Origin of the sequence: Streptomyces megasporus (assembly GCF_000718985.1) — a bacterium.
Taxonomy (GTDB): domain Bacteria; phylum Actinomycetota; class Actinomycetes; order Streptomycetales; family Streptomycetaceae; genus Streptomyces; species Streptomyces megasporus.
Genome location: NZ_JODL01000026.1, coordinates 1 through 11,953, shown reverse-complemented (window position 1 = coordinate 11,953; position 11,953 = coordinate 1). Strand labels below are relative to the sequence as shown.

The 11,953-nt window shown below is 72.0% G+C and carries 11 protein-coding genes and 1 pseudogene; 7 read left to right on the top strand and 5 right to left on the bottom strand.

Annotated features, from left to right (window positions below; all coding sequences use genetic code 11):
- Nucleotides 1-28: 28 nt before the first annotated feature.
- Complete coding sequence (locus IF47_RS0120630) at nucleotides 29-895, bottom strand: helix-turn-helix transcriptional regulator (RefSeq protein WP_031510374.1); 867 nt, start codon at nucleotides 893-895, stop codon at nucleotides 29-31.
- Between the two features lie 91 nt (nucleotides 896-986).
- On the opposite strand from IF47_RS0120630, the gene IF47_RS0120625 reads away from it, so the two are divergent.
- Nucleotides 987-2,636, top strand: coding sequence for an AMP-binding protein (locus IF47_RS0120625; RefSeq protein WP_031510373.1), 1,650 nt, complete (start codon nucleotides 987-989; stop codon nucleotides 2,634-2,636).
- Nucleotides 2,637-2,748: 112 nt separating this feature from the next.
- On the opposite strand, the gene IF47_RS0120620 is transcribed toward IF47_RS0120625, so the two are convergent.
- A complete protein-coding gene (locus IF47_RS0120620; RefSeq protein ID WP_078592000.1) occupies nucleotides 2,749-3,771 on the bottom strand; it encodes an EamA family transporter in 1,023 nt (340 codons plus the stop codon).
- A gap of 80 nt (nucleotides 3,772-3,851) precedes the next feature.
- Here IF47_RS0120620 and IF47_RS0120615 point away from each other — a divergent pair, with 80 nt between their 5' ends.
- Together IF47_RS0120615 and IF47_RS0120610 are read left to right on the top strand one after the other, a co-directional pair.
- Nucleotides 3,852-4,775 carry a LysR family transcriptional regulator gene (locus tag IF47_RS0120615; protein WP_031510371.1) on the top strand — a complete coding sequence of 308 codons (924 nt, stop codon included), beginning with the start codon at nucleotides 3,852-3,854 and terminating at the stop codon, nucleotides 4,773-4,775.
- Between the two features lie 125 nt (nucleotides 4,776-4,900).
- Nucleotides 4,901-5,530 carry a hypothetical protein gene (locus tag IF47_RS0120610; protein ID WP_031510370.1) on the top strand — a complete coding sequence of 210 codons (630 nt, stop codon included), beginning with the start codon at nucleotides 4,901-4,903 and terminating at the stop codon, nucleotides 5,528-5,530.
- Between the two features lie 244 nt (nucleotides 5,531-5,774).
- Here the strand turns inward: IF47_RS0120610 and IF47_RS0120605 are convergent, their stop codons facing one another.
- Nucleotides 5,775-6,278, bottom strand: a complete 504-nt coding sequence (locus tag IF47_RS0120605) for a hemerythrin domain-containing protein (RefSeq protein WP_031510369.1) — start codon at nucleotides 6,276-6,278, stop codon at nucleotides 5,775-5,777.
- 275 nt (nucleotides 6,279-6,553) lie between these two features.
- On the opposite strand from IF47_RS0120605, the gene IF47_RS28870 reads away from it, so the two are divergent.
- Nucleotides 6,554-7,261 carry a hypothetical protein gene (locus tag IF47_RS28870; protein ID WP_051717965.1) on the top strand — a complete coding sequence of 236 codons (708 nt, stop codon included), beginning with the start codon at nucleotides 6,554-6,556 and terminating at the stop codon, nucleotides 7,259-7,261.
- 174 nt (nucleotides 7,262-7,435) lie between these two features.
- Nucleotides 7,436-7,906, top strand: coding sequence for a Zn-ribbon domain-containing OB-fold protein (locus IF47_RS0120595; RefSeq protein ID WP_051717963.1), 471 nt, complete (start codon nucleotides 7,436-7,438; stop codon nucleotides 7,904-7,906).
- Here the strand turns inward: IF47_RS0120595 and IF47_RS30825 are convergent.
- Entirely contained in the window at nucleotides 7,885-8,538 is a 654-nt protein-coding gene (locus tag IF47_RS30825; protein ID WP_157840012.1) for a hypothetical protein, read from the bottom strand. The genes IF47_RS0120595 and IF47_RS30825 overlap by 22 nt on opposite strands.
- A gap of 474 nt (nucleotides 8,539-9,012) precedes the next feature.
- On the opposite strand from IF47_RS30825, the gene IF47_RS0120585 reads away from it, so the two are divergent.
- Entirely contained in the window at nucleotides 9,013-10,242 is a 1,230-nt protein-coding gene (locus tag IF47_RS0120585) for a sialidase family protein (protein WP_078592007.1), read from the top strand.
- A 321-nt stretch (nucleotides 10,243-10,563) separates the two neighbouring features.
- The gene (locus tag IF47_RS0120580) at nucleotides 10,564-11,238 is read left to right on the top strand and encodes a hypothetical protein (RefSeq protein ID WP_031510363.1); all 675 of its coding nucleotides are present in this window, start codon (nucleotides 10,564-10,566) and stop codon (nucleotides 11,236-11,238) included.
- A 477-nt stretch (nucleotides 11,239-11,715) separates the two neighbouring features.
- Here the strand turns inward: IF47_RS0120580 and dnaK are convergent.
- Nucleotides 11,716-11,953: pseudogene (gene dnaK / locus IF47_RS28045) on the bottom strand (molecular chaperone DnaK); the annotation flags it as partial.

Here is an 11,953-nt window from a genome sequence, read left to right as displayed (position 1 = left end):
ACCGCCGGTCCGCCGCGGAGGGCGGAACTCAGGGCAGGAGACCACGCCGGCGCGCGGCCACCACGGCCTCGAAGCGGTTGTGGACGCCGAGTTTGCGCATGGCGTTGCGCAGGTGGGCCTTGACGGATTCGGGCCGCAGGGACAGGCGTCCGGCTGCCTCCGCGTTGCCGCACCCCAGCGCCACCTGCGCCAGGACGTCGATTTCCCGGGGTGACAGCGGCGAGGGCACGGCCGGTCGCGTCTGCCCGGCACCGAGGCCGGCCAGGCGGCGGGAGGCCGTCAGGATCCGGTCGCGCAGGGCATCGTCCTCCACGGAACCGGCGATGGCTCGGAGTTCCGCGTGCACTTCGCGGATCTCCTCGGTGGCGACCCGGTCCCCCGCGAAGCCCCTGTCGGCCTCCGCGACGTTCAGGAGTCTCAGCCGTCGGTCGACCTCGTCCCGCACGGCGATCTCGCCGGCCAGGCGCCGAGAGGCGTCGACCATCGTGTCGGTCGCGCGGTCGCCCAGGGGCGTCGAGCCGCGCGAGGCGCCGTAGAGCACGCCTCGTACCGAGCCCGACACCACGACCGGGACGGCGGTGATCGCCCGGATGCCCTCGGCGGTCACCACGGCGTCGTAGTCGTGCGTGATGGAGTCGGCCGACCGGTAGTCGGCCACGGCGGCGGGCCGCCGTGTGGCCAGGGCCCGGCCCCCGATCCCGGTGCCGGAGAAGACGTCGAGCCCGTGCATCCCCGCCGTCCGGGTGCCGATGAACTGCGACAGCCGCAGGACCCCGTCGCGCACCTGCCCGGCGAAGACGACGGGGAGGTCGATGCGCCGCCGGGTCAGCCGCAGGGCGCTCCGGAAGGCGTCCCCGTCGTCGGGACGCGCCGACGCGTCCGGAACGACGTTCATGTGCCCCTACCTCTTTCGGGGGTGGTCGACCATGTGTGTGACGCGGATCATAGGACGCCGTAACCCCGCCGTAAACGTCAGGAGGTACATCGTGCCGTCACCGCGGATCGCGCCGAGCTACGCGTCGGGAGCCTGTGACGTGCCCCTGCTGGGGGAGACGATCGGCGAGAACCTCGACAACACGGTGCTGGCCTTCCCCGACCGGGACGCGCTGGTGGACCGGGCCACGGGCCGCCGCTGGACCTACGCCGAACTCGCCGCGGACGTCGACGCGCTCGCCCTCGGCCTGCTGGACCTGGGCATCGCCAAGGGCGACCGGGTGGGCATCTGGGCCCCCAACTGCGCGGAGTGGACGCTGACCCAGTACGCCACCGCCAAGATCGGGGCCATCCTGGTCAACGTCAATCCGGCGTACCGCGTCCACGAGTTGGAGTACGTGCTGAACCGGTCCGGAGTGCGACTGCTCGTCGCCGCGGAGCGGTTCAAGACCTCCGACTACGCGGGCATGATCGACGAGGTGCGGCCGCGCTGCCCGGACTTGGACCGCGTGGTCCTGCTCGGGAGCCCCGACTGGGACTCCCTGTTGGAAAGGGGGCGGCGGGGCGACCCGGCGGCACTGGCCGAGCGCGGCACCACGCTGAGCCCGGACGACCCCATCAACATCCAGTACACCTCGGGGACGACCGGCTTCCCCAAGGGGGCGACGCTGTCGCACCACAACATCCTCAACAACGGCTTCTTCGTCGGCGAGCTGTGCCACTACACCGAGAACGACCGCGTATGCATACCGGTGCCCTTCTACCACTGCTTCGGCATGGTGATGGGGAACCTGGCGTGCACCAGCCACGGCGCGACCATGGTGATCCCGGGGCCCGCGTTCGATCCCAAGGCCACCCTGGCGGCGGTCGCGGAGGAGGAGTGCACCTCCCTCTACGGCGTCCCCACCATGTTCATCGCGGAGTTGGCCGACCCGGACTTCGACTCCTACGACCTCTCCGGCCTGCGTACGGGGATCATGGCCGGTTCACCCTGCCCCACCGAGGTGATGAAGCAGGTCATCGACCGCATGGGCATGGCCGAGGTGTCCATCTGCTACGGCATGACGGAGACCTCTCCGGTGTCGCTCCAGACCCGCTCGGACGACTCCCTGGACCGCCGCGTGTCGACCGTCGGCCGGGTCGGTCCGCACCTGGAGGTCAAGGTGGTGGACCCGGTGACGGGCCTGACCGTGCCGCGCGGCGAGCCCGGTGAGCTGTGCACCCGCGGCTACTCGGTCATGCTCGGCTACTGGGGGGAGCCCGAGAAGACGGCCGAGGTGATCGACGCCGCCCGGTGGATGCACACCGGCGACCTGGCGGTCATGGACGACGAGGGATACGTCTCCGTCACCGGCCGCATCAAGGACATGGTGATCCGCGGTGGGGAGAACGTGTACCCGCGGGAGATCGAGGAGTTCCTCCACGGCCACCCCGACGTCCTCGATGTCCAGGTCATCGGGGTGCCCGACCCGAAGTACGGCGAGGAGTTGATGGCCTGGGTACGCATGAGGGACGGTGCCGAGCCGCTCACCGCCGAGGCCCTGCGGGAGTTCTGCGAGGGCAGGCTGGCCCACTTCAAGATCCCGCGCTACGTGCACGTCGTGGACTCCTTCCCCATGACCGTCACCGGAAAGGTCCGCAAGGTGGAGATGCGGGAGATGGCGGTCCGGATGTTGGAGGCGTCCTCCGAGGGCGGCGTCTGACCCCGACGACCGGGCCGCGCGCCCGACGACGGCAGCCTGCCGGAGTCGGGCGTCCGGGCGGCGCTGGAGGTGCACCGGACCTGAGAAGGCTCCGAGCGTCCGGCCGGTGCGCTCAACCGGCCCGCCCCCGGGCCGGCGGGCGCGACGGCCGGGCCGTGGTGCGCCGTCCTCCGCCCCGGGCGATCGGGGCGGAGGACGGCGCACCGTCCGCGTCCCCGCGGCCGGGCGTCTTCCCGTGCCGTGCCTCCGCCCGTGCGGCGCCGATGCCGGCGGTGACCACCAGGGCGGTGCCGACGATGTGGAGGGCGGTGGGGTGCTGGGCGACGAGCACCATCCCGGCCACCATGCTCACGGCCGGTTCGAGGCCGGCCAGCGTGCCGTAGGCGGTCTTCCCGATGCGCTGGAGGGCCTTCATCTCCAGCAGGAACGGCACCAGCGGCATGAGCAGCGCGATACCGGCCGCGGCGGCGGCCGTCTGCCAGGTGAGGGCGGTCAGGGCGCCCGGGGCTCCGAAGGGCGCGGCGGTGAGGGAGGCGACCGTGAGCGACACGGCCAGGGCGTGGGGCGCGGAGAACCGGCTGCCGACGTGCGCGGTGCCGATGACGTAGAGCGCCCAACACGCCGCGGAGCCCAGTCCGAAGAGGACACCGGTCGGACTCGCGGCGCCGCTCCAGGGCGAGGTGAGCGCCAGCACCCCGCCCGCGGCCAGCCCCAGCCAGGCCAGTTCCCTGCGCCGGCGGGACGCGGCGACGGCGACGACGAGCGGGCCGAGGAACTCCAGCGCGGTGGCGGTGCCCAGGGGCAGGCGGGCGGCGGCCTCGGAGAACAGCAGCATCATCCCGGCGCTGACCACGCCCAGCAGGACGGTGGCCAGCAGATCGGCTCGGGGCGCCGCCCGCAGCACTCGCCACAGGGAACGCCCGGTGAGGGCCAGGAGGAGCGCGGCGGCGAAGGTCAGGCGCAGCCAGGTGGTGCCGGCCGGGCCGAGGGCGGGGAACAGCTTGGTCGCCAGGGCGCTGCCGGTGTGCAGGACGGTCATGGCCACCAGGACGAGCACCGCGCCCGGTACGCGACGGGGCGCGGAACGCCCGAGGGCGGCGTCGGCCGAGGTGGGTACGGTCGGGGTGGTCACCATGCCATTGGAACGATATTCAATCGTTTCTGTCCACGATCCGATCGTGGATATAGCATCCGCCTTCAGTGGACAATGGCGAGATGGCGGTGAACGACACGGGAAACCTTCCCGACCTGGGACGGCTGCGGCTGCTGGTCGAGCTGGACCGGCTGGGCACCATGGCGGCGGTGGCCGCGAGCACCGGCTATGGAACGTCGGCGGTCTCCAAACACCTGGCCGTACTGGAACAGGAGGTCGGCGTACGGCTGTTGGCCCCGGTCGGCCGCCGCGTGCAGTTGACGTCGGCGGGCAAGCGCCTGGTGGAACACGCCGTGGGCATCCTCGCCGCGGTGGAGGAGGCGCGGGCGGAACTGCGCGGCGGCGGCGAGCCCGTCGGGCGGGTGCGGCTGGCGAGCTTCTTCAGCGCGATCGAGCCGGTGGTGCTGCCCGCTCTGGCCCGGCTGCGGGACCGGTGTCCGCGCGTCGAGGTGGAGGTGCTCGAGCACGAACCGGAGCACACCGTCGGCCTGCTGCGCTCCGGGGAGATCGACCTGGGCGTGGTGTACGACTACAGCCTGGTGCCGCGCGCCGTTCCTCTGGAGCTGAGCGCGCGACGGCTCGGGGAGCAGCCCCTGTACCTCGCCGTCCCCGCGCACCACGAGGACGCCGGCCGGCCCGTCGCCGTCTCCGCGCTGGTGGACTTCGCCACCACCGGCTGGATCGGCAACTCGCGCGGCACCGACGACGACGAACTGGTGCAGCGCGTGTGCGCGATCGCCGGGTTCACTCCGCGAATCACCCACCGCGTGGACAGCCTCCATCTGGTCAACAGCCTGGTGGGGGCGGGGTTGGGTGTGGCGCTGCTCGCCGAGTCGGGGATCGAGCGGGATCGCTCGGACGTCGCCTACCGTCCCTTGGACCCGCTGGCCGGCACGCGCCGCACCTTCCTGCTCGCCCGCACCGGTCAGTGGGCGTGGCCCCCCATCGCCGCCCTGGCCTCGACGCTCGCGGAGTGCCATCCCTGACCTCGGCGGGTGGACGCGTCCCGGCCGGGCGTTCCGAACGGCCGCGAAATCCGGGCGCGCCACGGCCCAACCTTTCGCCGCCGTGGAGTGTCGTACCCGGTGAACACACCAGAAATGGGGGAGACATGAAAGCCGACACCCGTACCGGTCGCATCGGCGTGGCCGGTCTCACCTCACTCGCCGTGGCGATCGCCGCTCTCGTCGCCACCACGTCCGCCACCACGCCCGCCGCCGCGAGCGACTCGCCCGCCTTCCTCTCTCCGGAGGAACTGCCGCCCCACCCCTTCTCCCCCTGGTACGCGGGCGAGGTCACCGGCGGCGTCCCGGACCCGCTGCCCTTCTGCTACGGCGAGGCCCTTCCCGGGGCCACCTCCCGGTACCGCGAGTTCCGGACGGAGTACGACACCGGGGCCGAGCAGGTCACCGTCGTGGAGCGCGACGAGGCGAGGGCCCGGAAGCTGGCCGCGCTGCTGAACGACGCGATCAGACGGTGCGCGGAGCGAGTCGAGCGGCGGGACCCCGAGGCCACCGCGGAGTTCAAGGCCTTCGGCAAGCTGCGTGTGGAGGAGGGCGCCCACGTGTACGGCGTGCACACGGCCCACTCCTGGGGGGCCACCGACATCCACCTGTTCTCGGTGGGCCGGGACGGAAGGACCGTCACGGTCGTGCACTGGGGTCAGATGGGCACTTTCCGGGACGCGCCGGTGACCGACTTCAAGAGGACGACGGTCACCGCCGTCGACAAGCTCCACTGACGCGCGACAGGTCCTCGGGGCGCTTCGACACTTCGAATTCTCTTCTCGCACCGGAGGCGTGACCTTTCCGCGCCTCGTGGCGTTGTAGGAGTGTCACGTGCACAGCACGGTCCGCTCCCCCGCGGATCCGCGATCGAGGGGTCCCGAGCCCACCCCACCCCCCTCCTCCGGCTCGGGCCCCTCGGTCGTGCACGGTGGGTCGGTGCTCGCCACCGCCCGTGCCCCCGCGTCCCGTTCCGCGACTTCAGTCGCCCTGGGACGCCACGAGCTCGCGCACGTGGTCGAGGCTCCCGCAGTCGGCGGCCAGTCGCTCCTCACGCGCCCGGAGGAACTGCTCCCCGAGCTGTGCGCGACGGTCGTCCTTCACGTTCTCCCGCGCGTCGTTGAGCAGGGTGCGCTCCTCCTCGTCCGCGTGGTGGTTGACCGCCGTCACGAGTTCCTCGAGTTTCTCCTCCCACTCCTCGGAGGTGGTGTCCTCCACCTCCAGCAGCGCGAGCAACGCCTCGTTGGCCTCGTGGTGTTCGTGCACGCCGTGCTCGACGTCCTCGTCGTCCACGTTCTTGTAGCGCCGCAGCGCCGGGTAGACCTTCTCCTCCTCGGCGGCGCCGTGGGCTATCAGGAGCGCGGCGAACTCCTTCAGCGCGGCGGCCCGGTCGGCCTCGACGTTGCGCATCGTCCGGAAGAGTTCCTCCATCCTCCGGTGGTCCCGCAGGATCAGTTCGACGACATCGGTCGTGGCGGACGGCATACCGACTCCTCCAAAACACGGGGTGATGGTGATGGTTCGAGCCGGCGGATACCCCGTATCCCCCACCCCAGACGTTCCCGCCCGCCGGGCTCCGGTTCCCCCGACCTTCCCTGCTCCCGGCATCATGGGAGCCCGGACCGGACCGCGAGGCGTCTCGCGGAGGCGCCGTCACGGTCGGCGGAGAACCGACGGGGAATCGACAGGGAATCGGCGGGGAGTCGACGAGGATTCGGCGAGGAACCGTCAGGAGCAGTCGGGTATCGACGGGGAGGGTCATGGAGCCGTCCGCCAAGACCGGATCGGGCCACCTGGACCGGCTCGCCGAGGCGACCGTGGTGGCCGCCTGCGAGTTGGCCGACGCCGTGGAGGTGGAACGCTGGAGCGCCGGGGCGGTCGAGGACGCGGCCTGCGCCCTGGAGGTCCTGGCCGGAGCCCTGGGACGGCTCGATCCGGAGTCCGCCGACATCCTGTCCGTGGTACCGGTCGCCGTCGCGGCCCTCCTGGAACGCACCGAGCAGGCCCATGCCGAGGCCGCCGCGCCGGACGGCGAGGAGGCCGGGGGCGCGACGGTCACCGGCACCGAACTCCGTCGGGCGCTGGCCTTTCACGGCATCACCCGGTCCCGCGTCCACCGACTCGGCCCCGCACTCGTGACCGTGACCCTGGCGCCGGCGGACGCGCAGGCCCTGGCCGCGCTGCTCCTCCCGCGCGGCGCGCTCCCCCGCCGGGCGCGCCCCGTCGAGGCTGAGGAGTTGTGGGGCGGCGGGCCGGCCCGGACCGCCGCCGCCGCGCTCGCCGAGGCGCTCGTCCCGCACGGGGTCGGCACCTATGCCCGTGTCCTCGGTTCCGGGCAGGTCAGCGCGGGGCTCACACCCCAGGCCGCCCGGAGCGTCGTCGCCGCCCTGACCTCCTCGTCCGCTCCCCGTCCGCGCCGCCGTGGTCTCGGCCCCGGGTACATGGGGTTGAACTCCGGCGGACGGTGACGGCGCCCGGCCGCTCCGCACCGTGCGGAGCGGTTTCGAAGGAACACTTTCCGACACCCAGTGCCTTTACGGTTGTCACTCAGTGCCATATCGTATGGGTGCCGCTGTTGTGCGAACCGGCACACCCCACCCACGCAACACATCGGTTGCCCCGGCTGAGCGCAGGGAGACGACATGGTGTCCAGTACCGCGATCGACGTCCGCGAGAGCGACACGGCCGCCGTCGAAGGCGACCGCGTCCCGTTCCCTTCCCCCGTGTCCTCGAAAACCGCCGCGAACGCCCACGGCTCGGGTCGCGACGGGCTCTACTTCCAGCGCTGCCGCTGGTGTCGGACCGCCGTCTTCAGGCGCCTGCTGTGTCCCGTGTGCGCGTCCACCGACTTCGATCGGGAGCCCAGCCGCGGCACCGGAGTCGTCCGTCGCGTCGTCTCCGTCGATCGGAGCGCCGGCGCGCCGCGCACCGTCGCCCTGATCGCCATGGACGAGGGGTACCAACTGCGTTCCACGGTGACCGGCACACCGCCCCACGCCGTCCACACCGGGGCCCGGGTCCGGCTGGCTCCGGAGACCACGCACGAACGCCGGGAGCCTGTCTTCCGGCTCTGCGAGGACCAGTACGCCGATCAGCACGCCGGGTGGCGTTGACCGGCGCCCGACGCCCGCCGGGAACGGCCCCGCACCGGCCCCACCGTCGAGACCACCCGCACCAGGGAGGGAACGCGCGGGGTCGAGCCGAACCCGAACCGCACCGGAGGATCGATCGGCGCGAGCCGTCCCAGGTCCGCGCCGTCGAACGAGGCGGTCACCGCGGTGATCGGACGCAGATCCCGCGCCCCGTACCACTCCCGACGCCCCGCCCCCGCGCTTCCCCGAGTGCGCACCCCCGGCAGCAGACGGGCCGGAAGGTCGGTCAGCGCGACCCAGGCCGGTCGGGCGGCGAGCACACCCGGCACACAGCGCAGCAGCATGCCGAGGGGGCCCCTCCGGCCGACGGTGAACCGCAGGGCCAACGGTCCCGCCACGACGTCCCAGACCGCTCCCTCCACGCGCACCGAGACCGGCACCACCCGCACCCGGTCGAAGCGGTAGACACCGGTGACGAAGTCCGCGACCTCACGGGTCGGGGCGAGCAGAAGCCGCGTCCCGTCCGGCTCCTCCAGCATCACGTCGCCGAACCGACCGAACGGCGACCGCGGCCAGTGCCCCAGCACCACCCGGGTGCCGGAGGAGGTGCCGACACCGGCGATCCACCCGTCGAACCGCAGCGCGCCCTTCACCGTGACGGCCTCCTTCCCCGCTCCGCGTCCTCTCCCGCGCGAACCCCGGCCGCGCGGGAGGGCCGGAACGTCCATCGTCGAGCCGGTGCGCCGGGGGTCGCCACCGGACCGCGCGGCCCGTCCCCTGCCGGTGGGCGGCGTAACCTTTCTGCGCGGTGCGTCGTTGGAGGGATGTCACGTGCACAGGAATTCGCTCCCCCGCGGATTCGTGACCGAGGGACCCGAGCGCATCCCCCTCCCCCCGGCTCGGGTCCCTCGCCGTGACGTGCGCCGCCTCCCGTGCCCTCCAGGAAGGCGGTCCTGGTCGGACGAACGGGGCGCGCGGGACGGCCGGGCCACGGACCGGACCGACGCCTCGTTCACCCCGGTGGCCGCGCACGGTTCGGCCGGGGCGGTGGCCGTGGGGGTCGGAGCGGTCGGGTGGCACGGCGTGCCTCCCGTTCCGGTCACCCGGTCGTCCGCACACTGACCGTCATGACCTCCACGTCCCGCCGTGCGGTGGGAGCAGTTCTGTCGACGCTGTTGGGCGGCCTTGTGGGCAGCCTCGTCGCGGGGCCTCCGGCGCACTCGGCCGCCGCGGCCGACCCCTGCACCGAGTCGGTCCCGTTCACGGCGCGCACCGATGGCTACCGCGGTTTCCGCATCCCGGCCGTGATCGAGGCCGGCGGTGACGGCGGGCGCACCGGCCCCCGCGTGCTCGTCGCCTTCGCCGAAGGGCGCGTCCACTCCCTCGCGGACGACGGTGACATCGACGTGGTGGCGCGCCGATCACTCGACGGCGGCTGCACCTGGGGCCCGCTGCGGGTGGTGGCCGACGCCGGGGAGGACACCATCGGCAACCCCTCCCCCGTCGTCGATCCGGCGACCGGCCGGATCGTCCTGCTGAGCTGCCGCAACGCCCACGGCGTGATGGGGAATCGTCGGGTGTTCGTCCAACACAGCGACGACGGCGGCGCCACCTTCTCTCCTCCTCGGGAGATCACCGGGCAGGTGAAGCCGGAGCACTGGAACTGGTACGGCACGGGCCCCGGACACGGACTGGCCCTGCGGCACGGCCCGCACGTCGGCCGCCTGCTGGTGCCGGCCAACCACAGTCACCGCACGACAAACTCCGCACACCGGTCCGGCGCCCACTCGCTGTACAGCGACGACGGCGGGAGGACCTGGCACGTGGGCTACGTGGCCCAGCCGGCGGACGAGAACCTGCGCCTGGAGGAGAACACCTTCGCCGAACTGCCCGACGGCCGGATCTACAGCAACGTCCGCAACCAGAGCCCGGCATCGACCGCGACCCGCGCCGACGCCTACCTCGAACCGGGGGGAACGGCTCTGCTGACCCCCTACCGCCCCCGCCCCTCCCTGGTCGGCCCCGTGGTGCACGGCGGCCTGCTGTGGGTCGAGCCCCGGCCACCGCTCCCCCCGTTCCTGCTCTTCTCGGGACCGGCCGACCCCGGAAGCCGGAGAGCGATGACACTGCGCGTCAGCCACGACCGGGGACTCACCTGGCACGCCGGCCCTCGGTTGACGGAGAATCCCGCCGCGTACTCCGACCTGGTACCGCTCGACCGGGACACCGTGGGCGTCCTGTACGAGACGGGCGCCGGCTCCCCGTACGAGACCATCACCTTCACCAAGGTGCCCGTCAGGTCCCTCGTGCCCGAGGACCCCGGGGACGCGGACACCCGAGCCCCCTCCGTTCCGTGACGCCGGCGCCGAACGCCACCCGGGCGCGGACGTCGTCTCCCGGAACGGGGCGAGCCGACTCCGGCACCGGCACCGGCACCGAGAAACACGCGAAACCCGGCGACACGGCAGTCCGCCGAGCGACAGGGATTGAGCCGAAAGAAGGCGTCCGAACGGGCGAACCATCCACACGTGAATTGGCGCTGTGAGCTGCATTCCCCCACCGAACGAGCGAATCGGTGTCCGTGTTGGGTCCATTTTCCGTATTCCGAGGCAGTAAAAATCTGTGCCTACCGGATCCGTTTGGGATTCGGCCCATCTCTATGGACAAGGATTCATGTGATGCGCAAGCTCACTCGTCGGGCCGTCGCCGGCGCCTTCACCGCCCCGCTGCTGCTGATCGCGTCCGCCGGCGTGGCCGTGGCCGACTCCTCCAGCTTCACCAAGTACTCCACCAAGGCCGACAAGCACGGCGCCTGGACCGAGCGGGTAAGCAGCCATGCCGAGACCGACAACGGCTGCGGCTGCGGTCACGACAACGGCCACGGTGGCGACAGCTCCAGCTACCACAAGAGCAAGACCAGCGCCGACAAGCACGGCGCCCACACCAAGAGCGTGAAGTCCCACGCCTCCACCGGTGACAACGGCGGGCACGGCAAGGACAACGGATACGGTCACGGTGGCGACAGCTCCAGCTACCACAAGAGCAAGACCAGCGCCGACAAGCACGGCGCCCACGCCAAGAGCGTGAAGTCCCACGCCTCCACCGGTGACAACGGCGGGTACGACGAGGGCAAGCACGACAAGGACAACGGGTACGACCACGGCAAGGACGACCACGACAAGGACAACGGCTACGGCCACGGCCACGGCCACGGCAAGGACGACCACAAGAAGGACTACGGCCACGACGACAAGCGCGGCGGGTACGGCAAGCACGGCGGGTACGAGATCTACACCGTGGGCAGCTACCGTCACTCCGACCTCGACGCCCTGTTCAAGGGCCTGTTCGGCTGAGGTCCTCCCTGCCGGACGGATCACCGGACCGGAACGTCTCCGGATCGGGTGACCGCGAATCCGATTCCGAGCGCCCGGCATTCGGCAGCGATTCGCCTCCCGCGTTTCCGGGAGACCTCCCGGCCAGGAGATCCGTTGCCGGCGGTCCGCTCACATGACTCCGGCCGTCGCGACGGACCGGGCGTCACCACTCGGGTTCGCATGGAATCCGCACGCCCTTGGGGGTGGCCACGCCGGGCCGCCCCCAAGGGGCATGCGACGGCCGGCGGAAATCACCCGGGAAAACACGCCGACCCCGTTCCGGGTCCGCTTTCCGGCTTCTCTCCCCGGTCGACTCGATCGGCGGCACGGTGAATTTCCCGCTCGCGGATCGTCCCCCACTCGTTTCCGAATTCGGGGACCGAGGTGTCCGCCGGAGTGGGACCTCTCGGACCGGTTCCCCGGTTTTCCCGAGAGGCGTTCACCCGACGGCCGCGCTCACGCCGCCTTTCCCCTGTCCTCCCTGTCGTCGTCGACGATCTCGGCGTCCACCACGTCGTCTCCCTCGGTCCTGGTGTCGCCGCTGTCGTCGGCGTTCCCGGTGTCGGTGGTCTGCGCACCGCCGGCGGCCTGCCGGCCCTGGGCGTCGGCGTACAGCGCCTGCCCGAGCTTCTGGCTGGTGGAGGCCACCTTCTCCGACGCCTCCCGGATCGCCGCGGTGTCCTCCCCCTTCAGC